The organism is Sinomonas soli (assembly GCF_054782415.1).
Genome location: NZ_BAAGSN010000006.1, coordinates 1 through 25381, shown reverse-complemented (window position 1 = coordinate 25381; position 25381 = coordinate 1). Strand labels below are relative to the sequence as shown.

At 70.9% G+C, this 25381-nt stretch carries 21 protein-coding genes; 17 read left to right on the top strand and 4 right to left on the bottom strand.

All coding sequences use genetic code 11. The features are described from left to right. The first annotated feature begins 2 nt into the window (after positions 1 to 2). The 3 genes from ACYVKZ_RS05755 to ACYVKZ_RS05745 are packed head-to-tail and all read left to right on the top strand — an operon-like array spanning position 3 to position 1954. Positions 3 to 326 (top strand): DUF2516 family protein, encoded by a 324-nt coding sequence (locus ACYVKZ_RS05755; RefSeq protein ID WP_460991108.1) that lies wholly within the window; start codon positions 3 to 5, stop codon positions 324 to 326. Between the two features lie 57 nt (positions 327 to 383). Then, positions 384 to 1211 carry a class I SAM-dependent methyltransferase gene (locus ACYVKZ_RS05750; RefSeq protein WP_460991107.1) on the top strand — a complete coding sequence of 276 codons (828 nt, stop codon included), beginning with the start codon at positions 384 to 386 and terminating at the stop codon, positions 1209 to 1211. Continuing rightward, positions 1208 to 1954, top strand: coding sequence for a phosphoglyceromutase (locus ACYVKZ_RS05745; protein WP_460991106.1), 747 nt, complete (start codon positions 1208 to 1210; stop codon positions 1952 to 1954). The genes ACYVKZ_RS05750 and ACYVKZ_RS05745 overlap by 4 nt, the downstream gene beginning before the upstream one ends. A 58-nt stretch (positions 1955 to 2012) precedes the next feature. Here ACYVKZ_RS05745 and phoU read toward each other — a convergent pair whose 3' ends face one another. Next, on the bottom strand, positions 2013 to 2672 hold the full coding sequence (gene phoU / locus ACYVKZ_RS05740) for a phosphate signaling complex protein PhoU (RefSeq protein WP_307005826.1): 660 nt from the start codon (positions 2670 to 2672) through the stop codon (positions 2013 to 2015). A gap of 173 nt (positions 2673 to 2845) precedes the next feature. Here phoU and ACYVKZ_RS05735 point away from each other — a divergent pair, with 173 nt between their 5' ends. Beyond that, positions 2846 to 4027 carry a sensor histidine kinase gene (locus ACYVKZ_RS05735; protein WP_460991105.1) on the top strand — a complete coding sequence of 394 codons (1182 nt, stop codon included), beginning with the start codon at positions 2846 to 2848 and terminating at the stop codon, positions 4025 to 4027. Continuing rightward, positions 4024 to 4704, top strand: coding sequence for a response regulator transcription factor (locus tag ACYVKZ_RS05730; RefSeq protein ID WP_307112472.1), 681 nt, complete (start codon positions 4024 to 4026; stop codon positions 4702 to 4704). Before ACYVKZ_RS05735 ends, ACYVKZ_RS05730 begins: the two co-directional genes overlap by 4 nt. A gap of 154 nt (positions 4705 to 4858) precedes the next feature. Here the strand turns inward: ACYVKZ_RS05730 and ACYVKZ_RS05725 are convergent, their stop codons facing one another. Then, complete coding sequence (locus ACYVKZ_RS05725; protein WP_460991104.1) at positions 4859 to 5464, bottom strand: hypothetical protein; 606 nt, start codon at positions 5462 to 5464, stop codon at positions 4859 to 4861. Between the two features lie 281 nt (positions 5465 to 5745). On the opposite strand from ACYVKZ_RS05725, the gene ACYVKZ_RS05720 reads away from it, so the two are divergent. The 6 genes from ACYVKZ_RS05720 (at position 5746) to rlmB (ending at position 10645) form a co-directional block, all read left to right on the top strand. Continuing rightward, positions 5746 to 6228, top strand: coding sequence for a CarD family transcriptional regulator (locus ACYVKZ_RS05720; RefSeq protein ID WP_066495480.1), 483 nt, complete (start codon positions 5746 to 5748; stop codon positions 6226 to 6228). A gap of 102 nt (positions 6229 to 6330) precedes the next feature. Continuing rightward, positions 6331 to 7098, top strand: a complete 768-nt coding sequence (gene ispD, locus ACYVKZ_RS05715; RefSeq protein WP_460991103.1) for a 2-C-methyl-D-erythritol 4-phosphate cytidylyltransferase — start codon at positions 6331 to 6333, stop codon at positions 7096 to 7098. A gap of 37 nt (positions 7099 to 7135) precedes the next feature. Next, a complete protein-coding gene (gene ispF, locus ACYVKZ_RS05710; protein WP_460991102.1) occupies positions 7136 to 7621 on the top strand; it encodes a 2-C-methyl-D-erythritol 2,4-cyclodiphosphate synthase in 486 nt (161 codons plus the stop codon). A gap of 66 nt (positions 7622 to 7687) precedes the next feature. Beyond that, positions 7688 to 8020 (top strand): hypothetical protein, encoded by a 333-nt coding sequence (locus ACYVKZ_RS05705; protein WP_460991101.1) that lies wholly within the window; start codon positions 7688 to 7690, stop codon positions 8018 to 8020. A 99-nt stretch (positions 8021 to 8119) separates the two neighbouring features. Then, a complete protein-coding gene (gene cysS, locus ACYVKZ_RS05700; RefSeq protein WP_460991100.1) occupies positions 8120 to 9640 on the top strand; it encodes a cysteine--tRNA ligase in 1521 nt (506 codons plus the stop codon). After that, entirely contained in the window at positions 9641 to 10645 is a 1005-nt protein-coding gene (gene rlmB / locus ACYVKZ_RS05695) for a 23S rRNA (guanosine(2251)-2'-O)-methyltransferase RlmB (RefSeq protein ID WP_460991099.1), read from the top strand. Between the two features lie 71 nt (positions 10646 to 10716). Here the strand turns inward: rlmB and ACYVKZ_RS05690 are convergent, their stop codons facing one another. Further along, the gene (locus tag ACYVKZ_RS05690) at positions 10717 to 11511 is read right to left on the bottom strand and encodes a carbon-nitrogen hydrolase family protein (RefSeq protein ID WP_460991098.1); all 795 of its coding nucleotides are present in this window, start codon (positions 11509 to 11511) and stop codon (positions 10717 to 10719) included. A gap of 174 nt (positions 11512 to 11685) precedes the next feature. Between ACYVKZ_RS05690 and glgX the strand changes: the two genes are divergently transcribed. From glgX to ACYVKZ_RS05675, 3 genes are read left to right on the top strand one after another with little or no spacing between them, the layout of a single operon-like run. After that, positions 11686 to 13755, top strand: coding sequence for a glycogen debranching protein GlgX (gene glgX / locus ACYVKZ_RS05685; protein ID WP_460991546.1), 2070 nt, complete (start codon positions 11686 to 11688; stop codon positions 13753 to 13755). Next, positions 13752 to 14204, top strand: a complete 453-nt coding sequence (locus tag ACYVKZ_RS05680; RefSeq protein WP_460991097.1) for a guanyl-specific ribonuclease — start codon at positions 13752 to 13754, stop codon at positions 14202 to 14204. The genes glgX and ACYVKZ_RS05680 overlap by 4 nt, the downstream gene beginning before the upstream one ends. Then, the gene (locus ACYVKZ_RS05675) at positions 14204 to 14518 is read left to right on the top strand and encodes a barstar family protein (RefSeq protein WP_460991096.1); all 315 of its coding nucleotides are present in this window, start codon (positions 14204 to 14206) and stop codon (positions 14516 to 14518) included. Before ACYVKZ_RS05680 ends, ACYVKZ_RS05675 begins: the two co-directional genes overlap by 1 nt. Here ACYVKZ_RS05675 and glgP read toward each other — a convergent pair whose 3' ends face one another. Beyond that, positions 14519 to 17134 (bottom strand): alpha-glucan family phosphorylase, encoded by a 2616-nt coding sequence (gene glgP, locus ACYVKZ_RS05670; RefSeq protein WP_460991095.1) that lies wholly within the window; start codon positions 17132 to 17134, stop codon positions 14519 to 14521. It abuts the gene before it with no gap. Positions 17135 to 17325: 191 nt separating this feature from the next. On the opposite strand from glgP, the gene ACYVKZ_RS05665 reads away from it, so the two are divergent. The 3 genes from ACYVKZ_RS05665 (at position 17326) to glgB (ending at position 25098) form a co-directional block, all read left to right on the top strand. Beyond that, positions 17326 to 19353: an alpha-1,4-glucan--maltose-1-phosphate maltosyltransferase gene (locus ACYVKZ_RS05665; protein WP_460991094.1), complete on the top strand. Its 2028-nt coding sequence runs from the start codon at positions 17326 to 17328 to the stop codon at positions 19351 to 19353. Positions 19354 to 19432: 79 nt separating this feature from the next. Then, the gene (gene treS, locus ACYVKZ_RS05660) at positions 19433 to 21229 is read left to right on the top strand and encodes a maltose alpha-D-glucosyltransferase (RefSeq protein WP_460991544.1); all 1797 of its coding nucleotides are present in this window, start codon (positions 19433 to 19435) and stop codon (positions 21227 to 21229) included. Next, positions 21226 to 25098 (top strand): 1,4-alpha-glucan branching protein GlgB, encoded by a 3873-nt coding sequence (glgB, locus tag ACYVKZ_RS05655; protein ID WP_460991093.1) that lies wholly within the window; start codon positions 21226 to 21228, stop codon positions 25096 to 25098. Before treS ends, glgB begins: the two co-directional genes overlap by 4 nt. The last annotated feature ends 283 nt before the right edge of the window (positions 25099 to 25381 follow it).

Here is a 25381-nt window from a genome sequence, read left to right as displayed (position 1 = left end):
GCGTGGACGGCAAATTCCTCATCTTCTGGATCCAGTTCGCCTCGTTCTACGTCACCGGGCTGATCTGTGCTGCCGTCGCGGTCTGGGCGTTCGTGGACTGCCTGATCCGGAAGGCGCCCATGTTCGAGGCGCGCATGAAGCGCACCAAGGGCTTCTGGCTCGGCGTCACCGGCGCGGCGGCCTTCGTGAGCGTGCTCGGGGTCATCCTGCCCCAGGGCAGCGGCTTCATCTTCGGGTTCGGCGGCTACGGGCTGTTCAACATCGCCGCGGTGACCGCGGCCGGCGTCTACCTCGCCGACGTCCGCCCCGCGGTCGCCCACCGCTGACCCTCCGCCCCGCGAGGTCACCCCGCAGCACGGGCGCGGACGGCTAGGCTGGCGTCCGTGGTGCAGAAGGCGAGGCCCGTGCGGGTGGTACGCGGCGGCGTCGTCGGCAACGTGACCAGGGGAACCACCAACCCCAACCGGATGCGCCGCGTCGACCGGTGGATCACCGGGACCCAGGCCCGCCGGCTCCTGCTGCACCCGCCGGTCCCGCACGCCGTGGACCTCGGCTACGGGGCCTCGCCCATCACCGCCGTCGAGCTCTTCCTCCGGCTGCGCGAGGTGCGCCCGGACCTGCGCCTGACCGGCATCGAGATCGAGCCGGGCCGGGTCGCGGCCGCCAAGCCCCTCGAGCGCGAGGGCCTCGACTTCCGGGTGGGCGGCTTCGAGCTCCCCGTGGACGGCCGGCTCGCGCTCGTGCGCGCCTTCAACGTCCTGCGCCAGTACGAGGAGCGCGACGTCCCGGACATCTGGGACCTCGTCCGCTCGCGCCTGGCTCCCGGCGGCATCTTCGTCGAGGGCACGTGCGACGAGATCGGCCGCCGCGCCGCCTGGGTGACGCTCGACGCCGCCGGTCCCCGCGCGCTCTCCCTCGCCGTCCGCTTCGGTTCCTTCGAGCGGCCCTCCGACGTCGCCGAGCGCCTGCCCAAGGCCCTCATCCACCGCAACGTGCCGGGGGAGCGCGTGCACGCCTTCCTCGCCGCGCTCGACGCCGCGTGGCTGGCCGCCGCGCCGCTCGCCCCGTTCGGCGTGCGGCAGCGGTGGCTCGCCATGTGCCGGGCCGTGAAGGCCGCCGGATGGCCGGTGCTCCACGGCCCCAGCAGGTGGCGGCTCGGCGAAGTAACGGTCGCGTGGGCCGCGGTCGCGCCCGATAGCATGGCCCCATGACCTACACGCTCATCCTGCTGCGCCATGGGCACAGCGAGTGGAACGCCAAGAACCTGTTCACCGGCTGGGTGGATGTGGACCTCAACGACCAGGGCCGCGAGGAGGCGCGCCGCGGCGGCCAGATGCTCGCCGACAAGGGCCTGCTGCCGGACATCCTCTACACGTCCCGCCTCAAGCGCGCGATCAACACGGCGAACATCGCCCTGGACGTCGCGGACCGCGGCTGGATCGACGTCAAGCGCTCCTGGCGCCTCAACGAGCGCCACTACGGCGCACTGCAGGGCAAGGACAAGGCCCAGACCCTCGCGGAGTTCGGCGAGGAGCAGTTCATGGTCTGGCGCCGCTCCTACGACACCCCGCCGCCGCCCCTCGCGGACGACTCGGAGTTCTCGCAGGTGGGCGACCCCCGCTACGCGGACCTCGGCGACGACATCCCGCGCACCGAGTGCCTCAAGGACGTCCTCGAGCGGCTCCTGCCCTACTGGGAGTCCGAGATCAAGGCAGACCTCAGGGAGGGCAAGGTGGTCCTCGTGACCGCCCACGGCAACTCGCTGCGTGCACTCGTGAAGCACCTCGACGGCATCAGCGACGAGGACATCGCCGGCCTCAACATTCCCACCGGCATCCCGCTCGTCTACGAGCTGGACGAGGACTTCAAGCCCGTCACCGCCGGCGGCACCTACCTCGACCCGGAGGCGGCCGCCGCCTCGATCGAGGCCGTCAAGAACCAGGGCCGCAAGTAGGAACCACGGAAACACGACGCCGGCCGCCCTGGGGAGGGCGGCCGGCGTCGTACTCGGCTCAGTTCGAGGTGTTGTCCCCGTCCCACTCGCCCGTGACGAGGTAGGAGACCTTCCGGCTCACGGACACGCCGTGGTCGGCGAACCGCTCGAAGTAGCGGCTCAGGAGCGCGACGTCGACGGCCACCGACGGCGAGCCGGTCCACGTCTGGTCGGCGATGGCGCGGAAGATGCCCGCATGCAGCTCGTCGAGCTCGGCGTTCGCGGCCTGGATGCGGCTCGTCCGGGTGAGGTCGTGGTCCTCGAGCAGGGCGGTGACCTCGTTGATGATCTCCGCATCCAGCTCGGCCATCCGGGCGAACGTGCCCGCGAGGGACTCGGGGGTGGCCTTCTCGGGGTAGCGGAGGCGGGTCAGCTGGGCCACGTGGCGGGCGAGGTCGCCCATGCGCTCGAGGGACGCGCTCATCCGCAGGGAGCCCACGATGATGCGCAGGTCGGACGCGACGGGGCCCTGGAGGGCGAGGATCTCGATCGCCTTCTCATCGAGGGCCGTCTGCAGGAAGTCGATCCGCGCGTCGGCGGCGATGACCTCCTGGGCGAGCTCGACGTCGGCGTTCGTGAGCGACTCGACGGCCCGGTCGAGCGCGGTGGCCACGAGGCGAGAGATCTCGACGAGGTCCTCGTGGACCTTCTGCAGCTCCTCCTGGAATACCTTTCGCACGGTGGCGTCCTTTCACGGCTCGACGAGGCAGAGCCCCGGTGGGCGCTCCGACTCGTCACACTTCCAGCGGTCAATGAACAGTTCGCCGCCTTGAGGTGAACGTTAGTTGAACCGGCCCCCGCCAGCCACCAGGGCGGTCCGCCCACGGTGGGTCGCGGCCTAAGCTAAGGAGCGTGGACCCTCTCGTCGTCGGCATCGTGGCGGCCCTGATCGGCCTGTCCTTCGGCGCCTTCGGCGTGCTCGCCTTCAGCGCGAGCCAGCGCCAGCGCCAGCTCCTCGAGGGGCCGGCCGCGGAGCCGAGCTTCCCCGAGGGCGCCGCGGACGTCCTCTCGGTGCTCGGCCAGGCCTTCGTCGTGGTCGACGCGGTCGACGGCGTGGTCCGCGCGAGCCCCGCCGCCTACGCCTACGGGCTCGTCCGCGGCCACACGGTCGTGCACCGCGAGCTGCTGCAGATGACCGCGAAGGTCCGCGGGAACGGGGTGATCCTCGAGAAGCAGCTCGAGCTGCCGCGCGGACCGCTCGGCCAGGGCACCATCATCGTCAATGTGCGCGCCGCCGTCCTCGGCGACGAGTACATCCTGCTGCTCGCCGACGACAGGACCGAGATCACCCGCACGGAGCGCATCCGCAACGACTTCGTGGCCAACGTCTCCCACGAGCTCAAGACGCCCGTGGGCGCCATCTCGCTGCTGGCCGAGGCGCTCGAGGCGAGCCCCGACGACGAGGACGCCGTCCGCCGCTTCGCAGCGCGCATGCACAAGGAGGCCAGCCGGCTGGCCGCGCTCGTGCAGGACATCATCGAGCTCTCCCGTCTCCAGGGCGCCGACGTGGTGCACCAGGGCAAGGCCGTGGACATCAACGAGGTGGTCGCCGACGCCGTCGACCGCTCCCGACTCGCTGCCGAGGCCAAGGACATCGAGGTCCGCGTGGGCGGCCACGTCGACGCCCAGGTCTTCGGCGACCCGGATCTGCTGACGAACGCCTTCCGCAACCTCATCGACAACGCCGTACGGTACTCCCCGGGGAACACCACGGTGGGGATCGGCCTCCGGCACCGCGACGGACTCGTGTCCGTGTCCGTCACGGACCAGGGGATCGGCATGGCGCCCGAGGACCAGGAGCGCGTCTTCGAGCGGTTCTACCGCGCGGACGCGGCCCGTTCGCGGCAGACGGGCGGGACGGGCCTCGGCCTGAGCATCGTGAAGCACGTCGTGGAGAACCATGGCGGCGAGGTGACCGTGTGGTCGCAGCCCGGCAAGGGCTCGACCTTCACGGTGCGCCTGCCGGACATGGAGGGCGGCACGGAAGACCAGAGCGCGGCCAGCGGGCCGCCGGAGCAAGGAGCGATGGCTTGAGCAGGATCATGATCGTCGAGGACGAGGAGTCGTTCAGCGACCCCCTCTCGTTCCTTCTGGCGAAGGAGGGCTACGAGGTCGAGGTCGTCGACAACGGGAACGATGCCCTGGTCGAGTTCGACCGCAACGGGGCCGATCTCGTGCTCCTCGACCTCCAGCTTCCCGGAATCCCCGGGACGGAGGTGTGCAGGCAGCTCCGCGCCCGCTCGGGCGTCCCCGTGATCATGCTGACCGCGAAGGACTCCGAGATCGACAAGGTGGTGGGCCTCGAGCTCGGCGCCGACGACTACGTGACCAAGCCCTACTCCTCGCGCGAGCTCGTGGCGCGGGTGCGGGCGGTCCTGCGCCGCCACGGCGAGCCCGAGGAGCTCATCTCCTCGACCGTGCAGGCCGGGCCGGTGCGCATGGACGTGGACCGGCACGTGGTGAGCGTCGACGGCGAGCAGGTGTCCCTGCCGCTGAAGGAGTTCGAGCTGCTCGAGATGCTCCTGCGGAACTCGGGCCGCGTGCTCACCCGGGGCCAGCTCATCGACCGGGTGTGGGGATCGGACTACGTGGGCGACACCAAGACCCTGGACGTGCACGTGAAGCGCCTGCGGAGCAAGATCGAGCCCGATCCCTCGAACCCGCGCCACCTCGTCACCGTGCGCGGGCTGGGCTACAAGTTCGAGCCCTGAGTTCCGCTCGCCCCCAGGCCCCGCCCCGCCCCCGCCCCTCTGGGGTGACCCTCAGACGGACGACGCCGGCCGCCCACCCTGTGCGGGGTGAACGCCCGGCGTTGTCCGCGGCTGCGTCAGGCGACGCGTCGCGGCGCCCGGTGGGGCGGTGGGATCAGCGGCTCGGAGTGGCCGAGGCGGACTCGGAGGGGCTCGCGGGCGCCGTGGCGGGTCCCGTGGCCGAGCCGGACGGGGTGGCCGAGGCGGACCCGGACGGGCTCGGGATGTACTGGCGGTACTCGGACAGGGTGCCGTCCATGATCGGGATCTGGACGTCCTGGCTCGTGCTGCCGGCCGTGAACGAGACCTTCGCGAGCGCGCCGGGGATGCCGCCCGCATGCGTGAGGGACACGTTGCTGCCGGGCTTGGCCAGCTGGACCTCGCCCTTCTTCGGGACGTCGATGCGCACGGTCGAGGAGCCATCCTTGAACGTGAGGGTCATGTCCTGCTCGGTGGGGTTGAAGACCGTGCCGACGAGGCGGCCGGGGCCGCCGGCGGTGCCTGCGGAGGCGGAAGAGGTGGCCGCACTGTCAGCGGAGACGATGAGCATGTTGCGCAGCTGCAGCGAGCCGACGTCCGCCCGGACGCCGTCCGAGGGGGAGTACACGTGGGTGGTCTGCTGGGCGTTGATGTAGCCGCAGCCCGTGGCGGTCAGCAGGCCGACGCCCAGCGCGGCGAGGACAGCGACGCGCTTGGCCGGCTTCGTTGCAGAAAAACGCACAGCTGGCTCCTGAAGAGGGTGTGAGGTGTCTGGTCGCCCCTAGCGTATCGCCAATTTCGACGTTCTGTAGATTCGGCGCGACTGCCCCACCCCGCCCTCATTGACCGCGCGCGGCACGCGCGCGACGCGGACGTGAAGCATGCTTTTCGCGCTGGGTCAACCCCCCTGGGGGTACCGGAAGGGCCCCACTTCCGCGTGATTCCGGGCTTCGCGGGGCGACCGGGGGCCCGGTCCGGAGGGGGAACGTGGTAGACTAGTCTGCGGGAAAGGGGAATGTCCACATGGTTTTTGAGGTTGGCGAGACGGTTGTTTACCCCCACCACGGTGCAGCCAAGATCGAAGAGATCAAGATGCGCACGATCAAGGGCGAAGAGAAGATGTATCTCAAGCTCAAAGTGGCTCAGGGTGACCTGACGATTGAAGTACCGGCCGAGAATGTGGACCTTGTCGGGGTCCGCGATGTCGTGGGCAAGGAAGGCCTCGAGCACGTGTTCGATGTCCTCCGTGCCGAGTTCACCGAGGAGCCGACCAACTGGTCCCGCCGCTACAAGGCGAACCTCGAGAAGCTGGCCTCCGGCGACGTGATCAAGGTCGCGGAGGTCGTCCGTGACCTCTGGCGCCGGGATCAGGACCGCGGACTCTCCGCGGGAGAGAAGCGCATGCTGGCCAAGGCCCGCCAGATCCTCATCTCCGAGCTCGCGCTCGCCGAGAAGACGGACGAGGAGCAGGCTGCGACAGTCCTGGACGAGGTCCTCGCCTCCTGAGGCAGGCCCTCCAGAGGCAAGGATGTCCGCGAAGGCCCCGGCGTATGCCGGGGCCTTCGCGCGTTTCCGGGCGTCCCGGGCCGTTCGTCTAGGCTGGAGCCCATGACTGATGCCTCCCCCCAGCCTGCGTCCCCGACCGCCGTCGTGATCGTGGCGGCGGGCTCGGGGACGAGGCTCGGGTACGGCGTCCCCAAGGCGCTCGTTCCGCTCGCGGGCGCGCCGCTGCTCCTCCACGCGCTCCGCGGGGCGGCCGGGGCCGGGATAGCCCGCCAGATCTGCGTCGCGGTCCCGGAAGGGGACACCGAGCTCACCGAGCTGTGCCGCACCTTCGCCGAGGAACTCGGCGAGCTGGCCCCCGAGATCACCGCGGTGCCCGGCGGACAGACGCGCGCCGATTCCGTCCGCGCGGCCCTCGCTGCCCTGGCCCCCGGCACCGTCCACGTGCTCGTTCACGACGCCGCGCGCCCGCTCACGCCGTCGGAGGTGTTCCACCGGGTGGCCGAGGCGCTCGAGAGGGGAGCGGGCGCCGTCGTGCCCGCGATCCCCGTGGTGGACACGATCAAGTCCACCGCACCGACGGAGGGCGACGCGGCCGCGGTCGCGGCCGAGGTCGTGACCGGCACCGCGGTGCGCGAGCAGCTGCGCGCCGTGCAGACGCCGCAGGGGTTCGACCTCGCTGCCCTCCGCAGCGCCCACGAGCTGGCCGCGACGTGGGACCCGGAGCAGGCCGCCGCGATCACGGACGACGCCATGCTCCTCGAGTCGATCGGCACCCCGGTCTACGTCGTCCCCGGCGACCTGCAGGCGTTCAAGGTCACGACCCCGATGGACCTCCATGTCGCGGAGACCCTTGTCGCCGCCCAGGGCTGAGCACTAGACACACCCCCGGAACCCCAGGAGAGCCCCCATGACCCTTCCCCGCACCGGGATCGGCATCGACGTCCATGCCTTCGCGCCCGAGGACGCGCCCCGCCCGCTGTGGCTCGGGGGGCTCCTGTGGGAGGGCGAGCGGGGGCTCGCCGGCCACTCTGACGCGGACGCGGTGGCCCACGCCGCGGCGAACGCGCTGTTCTCCGCCGCGGGCCTCGGCGACCTGGGCGCCCACTTCGGCACGGACCGCCCCGAGTACTGCGGGGCCTCGGGGGCGACGCTGCTGCGCGAGGCGGCCAGGATCGTGCGGGACGCCGGGTACGAGATCGGGAACGTCGCCGTGCAGCTCGTCGCTCAGCGTCCCAAGTTCGGGCCCCGCCGCGCAGAGTCCGAGGCGCTCCTGTCCGAGATCGTCGGCGCGCCCGTCAGCGTGAGCGCCGCGACCACCGACCACCTCGGCTTCACCGGCCGCAGGGAGGGCGTCGCAGCCCTCGCCACCGCCCTCGTCGCTGCCGTCCGGTAGACTGGTGGGCCGTTCCGATCACCCGCCTGCGACGCCGTGCGTCGCTGATCCCCAGGGAGCCACTGCATGAAGAGAGGCCTGCTCGCCACCGCCCTCGCGGCCATGATGCTGCTGACCGCCTGCGGCGCAGACGGCCGCCTCAGCGTCCAGGAAAGCTGCAAGCTGCTCAGCAACGACCAGTTCAAGCCCACCGGCAACCAGGTCCAGCAGGCCAAGCAGATCGCCGACCACTACGCGGACCTGGCGAAGAAGGTCGACCCCTCGATCGGGACGATCATCCAGGGCATGGCGGACATGCAGAAGAAGGTCGCCGATTCGTCGACCGCCGTGGCCACGCCGGAACAGCAGAAGCAGTTCTCGGACGCGCTCAACAACATCGGCAAGGTCTGCCCCAGCTGACCAAGGCGCCCGGGGGCGGGGCCCCCGCGTCGTCCCGGCCCTCGCCGTCGTCCCGGCCCTCGCCGTCGTCCCGGCCGCCCACCCGTATACCCTTATCCAGTGACCCTGCGCTTCTACGATTCCGCCACAGCCGAAGTCCGTGACTTCGTCCCACTCGAGCCCGGCAAGGCCTCGGTGTACTACTGTGGCGCCACCGTGCAGGGCTCCCCCCACGTGGGGCACGTCCGCTCCGCGATCGTCTTCGACCAGCTCACCCGCTGGCTCGCCTACCGCGGCTACGAGACCACCGTGGTCCGCAACGTCACGGACATCGACGACAAGATCCTCGCCAAGTCGGAGGCGAGCTTCGCCCCGGACTTCGTCCCCGAGGGCACGTACCTCCCCCGCGAGGAGTGGTTCGCGCTCGCATACCGCTACGAGCAGGAGTTCGAGGCCGCCTACGAGGTCCTCGGCGTCCAGCGCCCCACCTACGAGCCCCGGGCCACCGGCCACATCACCGAGATGCACGAGCTCATCGCCCGGCTGATCGAACGCGGCCACGCCTACCCGGCCGGGGACGGCTCCGGCGACGTGTACTTCGATGTGCGCTCGTGGCCCGAGTACGGCTCGCTCACCCACCAGCGGATCGACGACATGCAGGCGGCCACGGACGCGGATCCGCGGGGGAAGAGGGACCCCCGCGACTTTGCGCTGTGGAAGGGCCACAAGGACGGCGAGCCGGTGACGGCGTCGTGGCCCTCGCCGTGGGGCCGCGGCCGGCCGGGCTGGCACCTCGAGTGCTCGGCGATGGCCACCAAGTACCTCGGTGTCCGCTTCGACATCCACGGCGGTGGCCTCGACCTGCGCTTCCCGCACCACGAGAACGAGCTCGCCCAGTCCGCCGCGGCGGGGGACCAGTTCGCGAACTTCTGGATGCACAACGGGATGGTCACCTTCGAGGGCGAGAAGATGTCGAAGTCCATCGGCAACGTCATCGCGCCCGCCGAGATGCTCGCGCTCGCCAGCCCGCGCGTGGTCCGCTACTACCTCGGCCAGGCCCACTACCGCTCGGTGCTCGACTACCGGCCCACGTCGCTCACGGAGGCTGCCGCCGCTGTCGAGCGCATCGACGGCTTCATCGCCAAGGCGCGCGCCCGGGCGGGCGGGGACCCGGCGCACGACGGCGGCGGCTCGCCCCGCGCGGGCCGCGCCGGGGCCGCGGGCGGTTCCGTGCCGGAGGCGTTCGCGGAGGCCATGGACGAGGACCTCAACATCCCCCAAGCGCTGGCCGTGCTCCACGAGACCGTGCGCCGCGGCAACTCGGCCCTGGCCGACGGGGACGCCGAGGGATCCTCCGCGGCGCTGGCCGAAGTGCTGGCGATGACCGCCGTCCTCGGCCTCGACGCCGCCCGCACCGACACGCCGTCGTCCGACAGCGCCGTCCATCAGGCCCTCGCCGTGCTCGTCGACGCCCAGCTCGAGGCGCGGGCCGCCGCGCGGGCCGCGAAGGACTGGGCAGCCGCCGACGCGATCCGCGACACCCTCTCGGCGGCGGGCATCGCCGTCGAAGACTCAGCCGACGGTGCCGCCTGGAGCCTCGTCGCCCCGCACACCGCACAGACCAACCGAATGGGAGCTTAGATGGCCGCCAAGGGACGCCCGGGAGCAACCCGGAAGAAGAAGGGCCCGACCACGGGCACCGGCGGCCACGGCCGCAAGGCCCTCGAGGGCAAGGGCCCCACGCCCAAGGCCGAGGACCGCGTCTACCACAAGGCGCACCGGGCCAAGGAGCTGGCCGAGCGCTCGGCCGCCAAGCGCACCGGGCAGCCGGGACGGCTCGCCGCCGGCCGCGGCGGTACCGGCCGCTCGAAGGGCGCCGAGGAGATGGTCACCGGACGCAACTCGGTGGTCGAGGCGCTGCGCGCGGGGGTGCCGGCCAAGGCCCTCTACGTCGCCGTGCGGATCGAGATGGACGACAGGGTGCGCGAGGCCATGAAGCTTGCCGCCGAGGCCGGCATCCCGCTCATGGAATCGCAGAAGCCCGAGCTCGACCGGATGACGGACGACGCGATCCACCAGGGCGTCGCGCTCCAGGTTCCCCCGTACAACTACCCGGACGCGTTCGAGCTCGCGGAGGAGACCATCGAGAAGTGGCGCCGGGGGCACATCGCCAACGCGCCCCTGTTCGTGGCGCTCGATGGGATCACGGACCCGCGCAACCTCGGCGCGATCATCCGCTCGGTCTCGGCATTCTCGGGGCACGGCGTGATCGTGCCCGAGCGGCGCTCCGTGGGCATGACGGCCTCGGCGTGGAAGACGTCTGCCGGCGCGGCCGTCCGCGTCCCCGTGGCCAAGGCGCCGAACCTCAACACGGTGCTGCGGCAGATGAAGGAGCTGGGGATCTTCGTGCTCGGCCTGGACGGCGACGGCGACGTCTCGCTGCCCGGCCTCGCCCTGGCGCCCGAGCCGCTGTGCCTCGTGGTGGGGTCCGAGGGCAAGGGCCTCTCCCGCCTCACGCGTGAGCTGTGCGACCAGATCGTCTCGATCCCGATCGACTCGGACATGGAGTCCCTCAACGCCGGGATGGCCGTGGCGATCTCGCTCTACGAGGTCTCGACCCGCCGGGCGGCCGCCGAGGCCAAGTAGCGCTCGCGAGGTCGCTCCGTGGGTGCGCGAGGCCGGGGGGTGGCCTCGGCGTCCTGCGGGATGACCTCGGGCTAGAACCGGACGCGGTTCGCGAGGACCGGCAGGGCCTCCCGCGCCTTCGCCACCTGGGCGATGTCGAGGTCCACGTACAGCGTCTCGGGCCCGGACCCGGCGCGCTCGACCAGGTGCCCGAACGGGCTCACCACCGCGGAGCGGCCGATCCCGGTCGGCGCCCCGTGCTTGGCGTCCACGCCCGCGGCCTCCGGATCGGACTGGCCCACGGCCACGACGAAGCACGTCGAGTCGACGGCGCGGGCCCGCACGAGCAGGTCCCACTGCTCGGCCTTCCCGGGCCCGGGTCCCCACGAGGCGCACACGATCTGGACCTGGGCGCCGTCGTCGGCCGTCGCGGTGAAGAGGTCCGGGAAGCGCACGTCATAGCACGTCGCGAGGCCGAAGGTGACGCCGCCGGCCGCGAAGGTGACAGGCTCCTTGCCGGCCGTGACGGTGTCCGACTCGAGGAAGCCGAACGCGTCGTAGAGGTGGATCTTGTCGTAGTGGGTGTCGACGCCGCGGCCGTGGACCAAGAGGGTGTTCCGGACGGTGCCGGCCTCCCCGGGCGTGAACATGCCCACCACCACGATCACGCCGGCGTCGTCGGCGGCCGCCCGGACCGCCTGGGCCCAGGGCCCGTCGAGGGGCTCGGCGATCTCCGTCAGCGAGTGCCCGAAGGCGCGCATGGTCGCCTCGGGGAACACGACGACGTCGGCGTGCCGCCGCGCCGCCTCGGCCACGCGCGCGCGGACGAGGGCGAGGTTGTCCTCGACGGAGCGGGATGAGGTCAGCTGGACGAGTGCGATCCGCATGGCACCAGTATGTCCGAAGGCGTCGCAGAAGGCCCGGCTTTCCCGGCGGATCGCGTGCGGATACTAGGATGAGCGTGCCGAGGGTGGCCCCACGCTCTTGTCGACCCCGACACCGACGAGGAAGGACCACGGCCCGGCTCGCCCGGGCCAAGGATGCTTATGAGCATGAGCAACATGACGATGCCCCTGGCGTTCGTGGTGACGCCGTCGCAGCCGTTTCCGCTCGGACTCACCCCTGCCCGCTCGGCCGAGCAGCAGGCAACCCATACCGTCAACCTCGCCGTGTACGCCCCGGGGCTCGACGCGGTGGACGTCCACTTCCTCGACCACGACGGCGCCTGGCGCAAGGCACCCCTGACGGAGTACACGGACGGGGTGCACCACGGCCTGATCCCGGGCATGCCCGAAGGCACCCAGTACGCGTTCGCCGCCCGCACCGATGAGGCGGGGGAGGCTCCGGCGCCCGGCGAGGGCACGCTCCTCCTGGACCCCTACGGCCGCGCGGTCGAGGAGGCAGAGGGCCGCTGGCTGAACGTGCGGGTGCACAACGGCTTCGACTGGGGCGACGTGGATCGCCCCACGGTCCCGCTGCGGGACACGATCGTCTACGAGGCCCACGTCAAGGGCCAGACCATGCTCCACCCGGACATCCCCGAGGACCTGCGCGGAACGTACGCGGGCCTCGCGCACCCGGTGATGATCGACTACTTCCGGCGGCTGGGCATCACTAGCGTCCAACTCCTGCCCGTCCACTTCCACCTCGACGAGTCGCACCTCCAGGACCTCGGCCTCACCAACTACTGGGGCTACAACACGGCCGCGTTCTTCGCCCCCCACCCGGCCTATGCCACCGAGTCCGCCCGAGCGGCCGGCCCGCAGGCGGTGCAGGACGAGTTCAAGGGCATGGTGAAGCTCCTGCACCAGGCCGGCATCGAGGTCTTCCTGGACGTGGTCTACAACCACACGGCGGAGGAGGGCCAGGACGGCCCGGTGGTCGGCTTCCGTGGCCTCGGCGACCACGAGTACTACCGCTGCGACCCCCAGGGCCGCTACATCGACACGACGGGCTGCGGCAACACGCTCGACTTCTCGAACCCGCGTGTGGTCCAGCTGGCCCTCGACTCGCTGCGGCTGTGGGCCGAAGAGTACCGGATCGACGGCTTCCGGTTCGACCTCGCGGTGTCCCTCTGCCGCGACGGCCAGCACTCCTTCACCCCGGCGCACCCCTTCCTCGTCGCGGCCGCCGCGGATCCCGTGATCTCGCGGACCAAGCTGATCGCTGAGCCCTGGGACCTCGGGTTCGGGGGCTGGCAGACGGGACGGTTCCCGCTGGGCTGGTCCGACTGGAACGACCACTACCGCGACACCGTCCGCGACTTCTGGCTCTCCGACCGCGCCGAACTCGACGGCGGCGGCCTCGGGGGCCCGACGGCGAGGCTCGCCGATGCGCTCTCCGGCTCGCACGGCCTGTTCGCCGCGTCGGGACGCACCGCGCTGGCCTCGGTCAACTTCGTTGCCGCCCACGACGGCTTCACGCTCGCGGACCTCACCGCGTACCACCGCAAGCACAACGAGGCCAACGGCGAGCAGAACCGGGACGGCGCCACCCACAACCGCTCCTACAACCACGGCTTCGAGGGTCCCACCGAGGTCGAGACGATCCTCGAGGCGCGGATCCAGTCCGCGAAGAACCTCATGGCCACCCTCATGGTCTCCCTCGGGGTGCCCATGATCACGGCCGGCGACGAGTTCGGGCGCTCCCAGCAGGGCAACAACAACGCGTACTGCCAGGACAACGAGCTCACGTGGCTGAACTGGAACCTGGACTCGACCGGCCAGCACCTGCTCGAGCACACGGCCTGGCTCATCCGCATCCGCCGCGACTTCCTCCAGCGCCAGCCCCCGAGCTACCCGGCGCGCGAGGAGAGCAACTACTTCCACTGGTTCGGCGCGGACGGGGAGCCCATGGACCCGGGACGCTGGCAGGACCCGCGGGAGCGGCTCCTGCAGTTCCTCCTCGGCTCGAAGGACGGCTACCTCGACGGCCTCGTGGTGGTCAACGGCAGCCCGGAGCGGACCGCGGTGACGTTCCCCGAGGCCAAGGGGCACGCGATGGCCTACGAGCTGCGCTACTCGACCGCGCGCCACGCCGAGCAGCGCATCGGCACGGTGTTCGCCTCCGGGCAGCAGGACGCTGCCGAGCCGTACTCCCTGACCGTCTACCGGGCCCGGTCCGCGGCATGAGGCCGGCCCTGCGCCGGGTTGCAGTGCCGCTCGTGCTGCTCGCGATGGCGGTCGCGGGCCTGCTGTCCGCCTGCGGCGCGCTGACGGCCGACGCCGGCCGCTCGCCCTCGCTGTCCGCCTCCGCTCGCGCCGCGGCCCCGTCCACGGCGCGGACGAACCCGAGCCGGCTCGCCGAGGTGAAGGCATCCCAGCTGCCGCGCGAGGGCCGGGACACGCTCGCGCGCATCGCTCGCGGCGGCCCGTACCCGTACAGCCGCGACGGGGTGGTCTACAGCAACTTCGAGAAGATCCTGCCGGCGAAGCCCAGCGGCTACTACCACGAGTACACGGTCACCACGCCTGGCTCGTCGGACCGCGGCGCACGCCGGATCGTGGCGGGCCAGCAGGGCGACTCCTACTACACGGACGACCACTATGCGTCGTTCCGGTTCATCAGGGAGGACCAGTGATGGCACACGGTCATTCCGGACAGCGCCGCCGGGTCGTCGTCCCGGCCGCGCCGTCCAAGCGCGAGGTGCTCGTCGCCTTCGGGGCCGCCCTCGGCTTCCCGGACTACTACGGCGCGAACCTCGATGCCCTCAACGACTGCCTCCAGGACCTCGCCTCGGAGCTCGCCAACGGCGAGGCGGCGCCGCTCGAGGTCGAATGGCGCGTGCACCCGGCCTTCCGGGCCACTGCTGCCTTCGCCGCCGTGGAGGGCATCCTCGCCGACGCCGTCGGCGTGAGCGAGGACGCCCTCACGGTGCGCGTCGTGGACGCCTGATCAGGCGTTGACCACGAGGCCGAGCTCGGCCTTGGACGCGAGCCCCTCATGCCGGGGGATCACCCGGACGGTGTAGCCGAACGCACCCGAGTGCTCGATCGTCGCCGCCCCGGTGAAGACGTAGCGGCCGTTGCCGAGGTGCTCGCTGGGCTCGAGCTCCGTCAGGCCCACCCCGGTGAGCTGGTCGGCCTCGTCCACCTTGCCGTAGGCGAGCTCCACGAGCACGTCGGAGGGGTTGAGGACGCCGAGGTTCAGGTAGGTGCTGACGTTGAGCTTGTCGCCGATCTGCGGGACCTCCGAGAGGCCGCCGGAGTCGATGTGCTCGACGTGGACCTGGGACCAGTTGCTGCGCACGTGCTTGGTCCACGCCGCGAGCTCGCGTGCGGCCCGGTAGTCGTCCGCCACCGCCGCGCGGCCGGCCTGGGCCGCGGGGGTGTACAGCTCCGTGACGTAGTCACCCACCATCCGGTCCGCCGAGACGGCGGGGCCGAGGAACGAGAGGGTGTGCTTGATCATCGAGATCCACGAGGTCGGTGCGCCCTCGGGCCGGCCGGACGACGGCCCCGCGGCGCCGGCGGACTCCGCCCCCGTGTCCGTGCCGGCGTGGCCGTAGAAGCGCGGGGCGACCTGGGTCTCGATGAGCTCGTAGAGGGCCGCGGCCTCGATGTCGTCCCGCTCCTGGGCGCTCGCGCCGCCGCTCGCGGTCGGGATCGCCCAGCCGTTGGAGCCGTCGTAGAGTTCGTCCCACCAGCCGTCGAGGACCGAGAGGTTGAGCGAGCCGTTGATCGCGGCCTTCATCCCGGACGTCCCGCACGCCTCGAGGGGGCGCAGGGGGTTGTTGAGCCACACGTCGCAGCCCGGGAACAGGGTCCGCGCCATCGCGATGTCGTAGTTCGGCAGGAACACGATGCGGTGGCGGACCTCCGGGTCGTCCGTGAACCGGACGAGGTCCTGGATCATCTTCTTGCCGGCATCGTCCGCCGGGTGAGACTTGCCGGCGATCACGATCTGGATCGGGTGCTCGGGGTCCAGGAGCAGCCGCTTGAGGCGCGCCGGGTCGCGGAGCATGAGGGTGAGGCGCTTGTACGTCGGGACGCGGCGCGCGAACCCGATGGTGAGGACGTCCGGGCTCAGGATCGAATCGGTCCAGGTCAGCTCGGCCTCGCCCGCCCCCCGTTTGTGCCACGCGGCGCGCACGCGCCGGCGCACGTCCTCGATGAGCCGCGCCCGCAGCTCGCGGCGGATCTGCCAGATCTTCTCGTCCGTGACGTTGAAGACCACGTCCCAGCGGCCGCCGACCCCGCCGCCGGGGGCGAGGTCCTCGGCCATCGCATTGATCCTCGGGTCGATCCACGTGGGCACGTGCACGCCGTTCGTGACGGACGTGATCGGCACCTCGGAGTGGTCGAAGCCCGGCCAGAGGCCCGAGAACATCTCCCGCGAGACGCGGCCGTGCAGCTTCGCGACGCCGTTGGCCCGCTGCGCGAGGCGCAGGCCCATCACCGCCATGTTGAACACCGAGGGGTCGCCGCCCTCGTAGCTCTCGCGCCCCAGCTCGAGCACCTTCGCGGTGGGCACGTCCGGGGCCAGGCCGGCGTCGAAGAAGTACTTGATCTGCGCCGCGTCGAACCGGTCGATGCCGGCCGCCACGGGCGTGTGCGTCGTGAACACCGTGGAGGCACGGCCGGCCACGAGCGCCTCGTCCCACGTGAGCGGCGGGGTCGCGGACATGAGCTCCTGGATCCGCTCGATGCCCAGGAAGCCCGCGTGGCCCTCGTTCGTGTGGAAGACCTCCGGGGCGGGTCCGCCCGTGAGCCGCTGGAAGATGCGCAGGGCCTTCACCCCGCCCATGCCCAGCAGGAGCTCCTGCTGGAGCCGGTGGTCCCCGCCGCCGCCGTAGAGGCGGTCGGTGATGGAACGGGCGCCGTCGTCGTTCGCCGGCATGTTCGAGTCGAGCAGCAGCAGCGGGACGCGGCCCACGTCTGCCCGCCAGATGTGGGCGTGGAGCTTGCGGCCGTTCGGCAGCGGCAGGGTCACCACGCAGGCCGTGCCGTCCTCCTCCTTGAGCAGCGTCAGCGGCAGCGCGTCCGGGTCGAGCACCGGGTAGGTCTCCTGCTGCCACGCGTCGCGGGAGAGGGACTGCTTGAAGTAGCCGGCCTGGTAGAGGAGGCCGACGCCGATCAGCGGCACGCCGAGGTCCGAGGCACTCTTGAGGTGGTCGCCCGCGAGGATCCCGAGACCGCCGGAATACTGGGGGAGGACCTCCGTGATGCCGTACTCCGGGGAGAAGTAGGCGATGCACTTCGGCGCCGCGTCACCGAGCCCCTGGTACCAGCGCGGCTCCTCGAGGTAGGCACGCAGGTCTTCCTCGGCCGCGCGCACGCGGGACACCACGTCCGGGTCGAGGGCCAGGCGCTGCAGCTGTTCGCGGGTGATGAGGCCCAGCAGGCCCGCCGGATCGTGCCGGCTCTCCTCCCACAGCTCTGGGTCGAGGCCGGCGAACAGTTCACGGGTCGGCTGGTGCCAGGACCAGCGCAGGTTCGTGGCAAGCGTGTCGAGCGCGGCGATCGGCTCGGGGAGCACGGTGCGGACGGTGAATCTACGGATGGCCTTCACCTGCGCCACACTAGCCGAGCCGCGAGCACCGATGAAGAGCGCCACGTTACATGGCGGTGAACTGCGGGTACTGGTCGGGGAGTGTGCCAATTGGCGGCCAGTCACGTCCTTCGCAATCGTCCGCGCGCCGGGCTATCGTGACGGATGGACAGGCCTTCAAGGACCACGCCCGTCACGCGAAAGGACAACCTGTGCCCGCTGTCGAACCTCACATCCCCGGCAAGCTCCGCTTCGGCCGCTTCCCCATCACGGACGTCTCCCCCGTGGTCGAGGGTGGGGCCTTCCCCGCGAAGGCCGTCGCGGGCGAGGGAATCGTGGTGGGCGCCACCGCCTTCCGCGAGGGCCACGACGCGCTCGGCGTGAGCGCGGTCCTCTACTCCCCGCGCGGCAAGGAGAAGCAGCGCGTCCGGCTCCGCGAACTGGGACAGGGCCTGGACCGGTGGCACGGCATCCTCACCCCCACCAAGGAGGGGGAGTGGACGTTCACCATCGAGGCCTGGCATGACCGCTACGGGACGTGGCACCACAACGCGGCCGTGAAGGTCGCCGCCGGCATCGACGTCGAGCTCATGCTCGCCGAGGGGGCCGCCCTCTTCGCGGCCGCGGCGGAGGAGGAGGAGCGCAGCGAGGCGGACCGCGCAACGCTCCGTTCGGCGTCGTACACCCTCGCCGACGCCTCCCGCATGGTCGAGGACCGCCTCGCGGCGGGCGACGCGCCCGAGGTGCGCGCCGCCGTCGAGCGCCTCCCGATCCGCGAGCTCGTCACGGAGAGCGAGCACTACCCCCTCCTGGTCGAGCGCGAGCGGGCCGGCCGCGGCGCCTGGTACGAGTTCTTCCCCCGCTCCGAGGGCGCCGTGCGCGACCACGCCACCGGCGCGTGGACCTCCGGCACGCTCCGCACTGCGGCGGAGCGCCTCCCCGGGGTGGCCGCCATGGGCTTCGACGTGATCTACCTGCCCCCGATCCACCCGATCGGGCGCGCGTTCCGCAAGGGGCCGAACAACTCGCTCACCGCCGACCCGGGCGATCCCGGCTCGCCGTGGGCCATCGGCGCCGCCGAGGGAGGCCACGACTCGATCCATCCGGACCTCGGCACGTTCGAGGACTTCGACGCGTTCGTCGCCCGCGCCGAGGAGCTCGGCCTCGAGGTGGCGCTCGACCTCGCGCTGCAGGCATCCCCGGACCACCCGTGGGTCACGTCCCATCCCGAGTGGTTCACCACCCGCGTCGACGGCTCGATCGCCTACGCCGAGAACCCGCCGAAGAAGTACCAGGACATCTACCCGCTGAACTTCGACAACGATCCGGAGGGGCTCTCCAAGGAGATCCTGCGGATCGTGAACCTCTGGATCGACCACGGGGTGAAGATCTTCCGCGTCGACAACCCCCACACGAAGCCCGTGTGGTTCTGGGAGTGGCTCATCGGCAAGGTGGCCAAGAAGAATCCCGACGTCGTCTTCCTCGCCGAGGCCTTCACGAGGCCTGCGATGATGAAGGCCCTGGGCCGGGCCGGCTTCCAGCAGTCGTACACCTACTTCACGTGGCGGAACACGCGGGTGGAGCTCGAGGAGTTCTTCACGATGATCTCGAAGGAATGGGCTCCGTTCTACCGGCCCAACCTCTTCGTGAACACCCCGGACATCCTCACCGAGTACCTCCAGTACGGCGGCTGGCCGGCGTTCAAGATCCGGGCCGTCCTCGCCTCGACAGCGAGCCCGCTCTGGGGAGTCTACGCCGGCTACGAGCTGTTCGAGCACGTGGCCCGCCCGGGTGCCGAGGAGTACATCGACAACGAGAAGTACGAGTACAAGCAGCGGGACTGGGCGGGCGCGGAGGCCGCGGGCCGCTCCCTCGCGCCGTACCTGACGCGGCTGAACGAGATCCGCCGCGCGCACCCGGCGCTCCTGGACCTGCAGAACCTCACCCTGCACTCGAGCACCGACGATGCGACGGTGGTGTTCTCCAAGCACAAGGAGAACGCGGACGGGACCAAGGACACCCTCATCGTCGTGGTGAACGTGGACCCGCATTCCTCCCGCGAGAGCACCGTCACCCTCGATCTGCCGGCGCTGCACCTCGACCGCGAGGACCTCGACCTCGAGGGCAGGTTCCGCGTCGACGACCTCCTGTCCGGACAGTCGTGGATGTGGGGCAAACACAACTACGTGCGGCTCGACGCGCACGCCGAGCCGGCGCACATCCTCCACGTGCGTCGGTAGCCGGTCCTTCAGGCGCCACGCTAACGTGGCGTAGACCCGAACCAGCGTGACCCCCGCCGTTAAGGAGACCTCCGAGTCCATGAACATCGGCCAGCAGGCACAGCCGAACTTCAACGTCAATGCACCAGGCCTCAAGCACGATCCCTTCTGGTACAAGAAGGCGGTCTTCTACGAGGTCCTCGTGCGGGCGTTCAACGACGCGAACGGGGACGGCTCCGGGGACATCCAGGGCCTGATCGACCGGCTGGACTACCTGCAGTGGCTCGGCGTCGACTGCCTGTGGCTGCCGCCGTTCTTCGAGTCCCCGCTCCGCGACGGCGGCTACGACGTCTCCGACTACGAGTCCGTGCTGCCCGAGTTCGGCTCGATCAGCGACTTCCAGCGGCTCGTCGCCGAGGCCCACGCCCGCGGCGTGCGGATCATCATCGACCTGCCGCTCAACCACACCTCGGACCAGCACCGCTGGTTCCAGGAGTCCCGGCGGGACCCGGATGGCCCCTACGGCGACTTCTACATGTGGAGCGACACCGACGAGAAGTACCAGGACGCCCGCATCATCTTCATCGACACCGAGGAGTCCAACTGGACCTTCGACCCGATCCGCCGGCAGTTCTTCTGGCACCGCTTCTTCAGCCACCAGCCTGACCTGAACTACGAGAACCCCAAGGTCCAGCAGGCGATCTTCGACGTGGTGCAGTTCTGGCTCGACCAGGGAGTGGACGGCATCCGGGCCGACGCGATCCCGTACCTGTACGCAGAGGAGGGGACCAACTGCGAGAACCTCCCGGCCACGCACGTCTTCCTCGCCCGCCTGCGCGAGTTCATGGACCACAACTACCCGGGCCGCATCATCATCGCCGAGGCCAACCAGCCCCCGCACGAGGTGGTGGAGTACTTCGGCACCGAGACCGAGCCCGAGTGCCACATGGCCTTCCACTTCCCGATCATGCCGCGCCTCTACTACGCGCTGCGCGACCAGAAGTCGCAGCCCATCATCGACACGATGGTGGACACCCCGGCCATCCCCGGGGGTGCGCAGTGGGGCACCTTCCTGCGCAACCACGATGAGCTGACCCTCGAGATGGTCACCGTGGAGGAGCGCGAGGCCATGCTGGGCTGGTACGCCTCGGATCCGCGGATGCGGGCCAACGTCGGCATCCGCCGCCGGCTGGCGCCCCTGCTGGACAACTCCCGCGCGGAGATCGAGCTCATCAACGCCCTCCTGCTCTCGCTGCCGGGCAGCCCGTTCCTGTACTACGGCGACGAGATCGGGATGGGGGACAACATCTGGCTCGAGGACCGCGACGCGGTGCGCACGCCGATGCAGTGGAACCCGGACCGCAATGCGGGCTTCTCGACGGCGGACCCGGGCAAGCTCTACCTCCCCACGATCCAGTCGTTGGTCTACCACTACGGCATGGCGAACGTGGAGGCGGAGATGGCGCACTCCGGCAGCCTGCTGCGGTGGATGCGCAACATCCTGGGGGTGCGCCGCGCGCACCCGGTCTTCGGCCTCGGCGGCTATCGCAACGTCCCCGCGGACAGCGAGCGGGTGCTGGCCTACCTGAGGGAGATGCCCGACGACGTGGCGCACGGCCGGCGCGGCGAGGCCGTCCTCTGCGTCTTCAACCTCGCCGGACACCCGGTGGCCACCGCGCTCGACCTGCCCGAGTTCGCCGGGCGCGGCCTGCGCGACATCTTCGGGGGAGAGCCGTTCTCGCAGGTGGGGCAGGACGGGCGCTTCCACGTGACGCTCGGGGCGCACGGGTACTTCTGGCTGCGCGTCCGCAACGCCGCCTCCGTGCCGACCAGCCCGCTGACCACGGCGCTGCCAGTCATTGTGCCCGAGTCCCCAGCAGGGGAGCTGGTCCAGTGACGGACACCGAGATCCGAGGCCTCTTCCCGTCCCTGGAGGCGCTGCTCACAGAGTGGATCCCCGAGCAGCGGTGGTTCCCGGCCAAGGGCCGCGAGGTCGAGTTCCAGCCGGTGGGCGGCCTCGTGCTCTCGGGCGGGGGCCCCGATGCCCCACGCCTGGAGGTGCACTTCATCCGGGCCAGCGCCGGCCGGCTCGACACCGTCCTCAACGTTCCGCTGAGCCTCCGCCAGAAGCCGGCCGAGGGCAGTGAGGCTGCCCTCATCGGCAAGGTCGGCGGACCGGGCGGAACGGTCGTCTGGGTGTACGACGCCGTGCACGAACCGGTGTTCGCGGCGGCGCTCCTGGGCCTCATGGCGGACGGCGCCGCGGTCGAGGGAGACCACGCCGGCGCGGTGGGGTCCTCGAGCGGGCAGGCGGCCCTCCCCGCCGGCGCCCTCACGGCGTCGGTGCTGCGGGGCGAGCAGTCGAACACCTCGATTGTGGTCCGCTCGGCTGCCGGCGATGCGATGGTCAAGGTCTTCCGCCAGCTCTCCGAGGGGCTCAACCCCGAGGTGGAGCTGGGGGCCGCCCTGGCCCGAGCCCACGCCACTGACGCTCCCACGGCGCTCGGCTGGATCGACGCCGGGTGGGAACGGCCGTCGGGGGGCCGAGCACAGGGCCAGCTCGCCGTGGCGCACGAGTTCCTCGCCGGCGGCGCGGACATGTGGGGCGTCGCCCTCGACGCAGCCGCGGACGGACGTGACATCTCGGACACCGCCCGTGGGCTCGGGGCGGCCACCGCCCGCATCCACACGGCGCTTGCGACGACGCTCGGGACCGAGACGCTCGACGCCGGGGCCGCCGACACGTTCATCGAGCGGCTCTCGGAGCGGCTGCGCGCCGCCTGGGCAGAGGTCCGCGCGAGCGTGGGGGTGCCGGATGCCGCCCTCGACTCCCTGCTCGCGGCCCTGCCAGCAGCCCGGGAGGGCCTGGTCCTGCAGCGGATCCACGGTGACCTGCATCTGGGCCAGATCCTCCACTTCGCCGGCAGCGAGAGGCCCTTTGCGATCCTCGACTTCGAGGGCGAGCCGCTCCGGCCGGTCGCCGAGCGCAGCCTGCCCGACGTAGTCCTGCGGGACGTCGTCGGGATGCTGCGCTCCTTCGACTACGCCGCCGGGGCCGCACGGCGGACCGATCCCGCCGCGCGCGTTCCCGAGGGCTGGGCCGACGCCGCAGGGCACGCCTACTGGGAGGGCTACGCCTCCGTGGCAGGAGGCGAGAGCCCCTTCGGCTCGGCGCTCTTCGACGCGCTGTGGCTCGACAAGGCGCTGTACGAGGTCTCGTACGAGGAGCGCAACCGGCCAGCATGGGCCGAGATCCCCCTGCACGCCGCACGCACGGCGCTGGGGGCCTGGCTTCCGGGCGGCCGGGAGCAGGACCAATCACAGGACCGATCACGGGAAGGCATCCCCGGTGGGCCCGCAGGCGCACCGGAGGGGGCAGCAGTCGGGACGGCAGCACCGCCGCCCGGAGAGGAGGCGCACGTGGCACACGGAGAGCATGCAGGGGGAGCAGCGCAGGGCGCTGCAGGGCAGACCGCCGCACAGCATGACGGCGCGGTCCGCGCCCAGAGCCTGGCGGGGAACGCCGTCGAGGCACCCTCGGGAACCGTCCCCGGCGCCGGCGAGAAGGCGCCCATCCCCGTCGATGGGGACGTCCTGGCGAAGGTTGCCGCCGGAGCATTCCACCAGCCGCACGCCGTCCTCGGCGCGCATCTTGACGGCGAGGGAACGGTGACCATCCGCGCCCTCAAGCACCTCGCGAGCTCGGTCACGGCGGTCACGCCCCAGGGCCGGGTGCCGCTGGCCCACGAGTCGCACGGCGTGTGGGTGGGGACCGTTCCCGAGGCGGACCCGGGCCACGTGCCGGACTACCGGCTCGAGGTCGAGTACGGGGACGGGCACCTCGTCACGGTCGACGACCCGTACCGCTACATGCCCAGCATCGGCGAGCTCGACCTCCACCTCATCGGGGAGGGCCGCCACGAGGAGCTGTGGAAGGCGCTCGGCGCCCACGTGGAGAGGCACCACTCCGTGCTCGGGAACGTCGAGGGCACGTCCTTCAAGGTCTGGGCGCCGAACGCCCAGGCCGTCCAGGTCAAGGGCGACTTCAACGGCTGGGACGGGCGCGAGCACGCGATGCGGAGCCTCGGGACCTCCGGCGTCTGGGAGATCTTCATCCCAGGCGTTGTAGCAGGGATGTGCTACAAGTTCGGCATCCTCACGCGGCACGGCCACTGGGTCGAGCGCGCCGACCCGATGGCGTTCGCCACGGAAGTCCCGCCGCACACTGCCTCCCGGGTCGACGAGTCGAACTACGCCTTCAAGGACGACGAGTGGATGGCCGCGCGGGCCTCGAGGGATCCGCACAACGCCCCCATGAGCGTGTACGAGGTGCACATCGGCTCCTGGAAGCCGGGGCTGGGCTACCGCGAGCTGGCCGAGGAGCTCGTCGAGTACGTCACGCACATGGGCTTCACCCACGTCGAGTTCATGCCGGTCGCCGAGCATCCGTTCGGGGGATCGTGGGGGTACCAGGTCACGTCCTACTACGCGCCGAGCTCGCGCTTCGGCCACCCGGACGACTTCCGCTACCTCGTCGACCGGCTGCACCAGGCCGGCATCGGCGTGATCGTCGACTGGGTCCCCGCGCACTTCCCGAAGGACGAGTGGGCCCTGGCGAAGTTCGACGGCGAGCCGCTGTACGAGCACGCCGACCCGATGCAGGGCGAGCACCCCGACTGGGGAACGCTCATCTTCAACTTCGGGCGCACCGAGGTGCGCAACTTCCTCGTGGCGAACGCGCTCTACTGGCTCGAGGAGTTCCACATCGACGGGCTGCGCGTCGACGCGGTCGCATCGATGCTCTACCTGGACTACTCCCGCGAGGAAGGCCAGTGGCGGCCCAACCAGTACGGCGGCCGGGAGAACCTCGAGGCCATCTCCTTCCTGCAGGAGACGAACGCGACCGCCTACAAGCGCAACCCCGGCATCGTGACGATCGCGGAAGAGTCCACCGCCTTCCCCGGCGTCACGAAGCCCACCTCGCTCAACGGCCTCGGCTTCGGCATCAAGTGGAACATGGGCTGGATGCACGACTCGCTCCAGTACATGCACGAGGACCCGATGAACCGGTCCTGGCACCACAACAAGATGACGTTCTCGATCGTGTACGCATTCAGCGAGAACTTCCTCCTGCCCATCAGCCATGACGAGGTGGTCCACGGCAAGGGGTCCATGCTGCGCAAGATGCCGGGAGACCGGTGGAAGCAGCTGGCCAACCTGCGTGCCTTCTACGCCTTCCAGTGGGCACACCCGGGCAAGCAGCTGATCTTCATGGGCTGCGAGTTCGCGCAGGAGGCCGAGTGGAACCAGGAGCACGGGCTCGAGTGGTGGATGGCTGAGCTCGAGCCGCACCAGGGCGTCCAGCGGCTCTTCCGCGAGCTCAACTCGGTCTACCGGTCCACGCCGGCACTGTACGAGAAGGACAACGACCCGGCCGGCTTCGAGTGGATCCGCGGCGACGACGCGGAGCGCAACGTCATCTCCTTCATCCGCTGGTCCGACGACGGCGCCCCCCTCGTGTGCATTGCGAACTTCGCCGGCAACCCGCACATCGACTACACCGTCGGCCTGCCGCAGGCCGGCCGCTGGCGGGAGCTGGTGAACACCGATGCCACCGAATTCGGTGGCTCCGGCGTGACGAACGGCGGGCTCGTGGTCGCGGAAGCAAGGGAGTGGGACGGGAAGCCGGCATCGGCAGTCCTCACCCTTCCGCCGCTGGGCGTGGTGTACCTCGTCCCCGACGTCGCCGCCGAGGCAGCCGAGTAGTCACGGGCAGCTGGGGGCGGTCCGCCCGGTGCGGTGGGGAGGCGGTCCGCCGCCTCCCCACCGCGCGTTCCGGGGCCGGTTGGCGTTGCCCGCGGGCCGGTGGTATAGTTCTATCCGCGCCGGAGACCGGGAAACATCCCGGAAGGCGCAACCAACCCCGACAGTTCCCGAACAGTCATCGAGCCGCTCAGCGCGGTTTGACTCGGAAAGAGCGAACGGGTAGGTTAGAGAAGTTGCTCCGGGAGGGCCTGGCCGGTTGGTTGGTCTGGTTGTTACCGGGTGC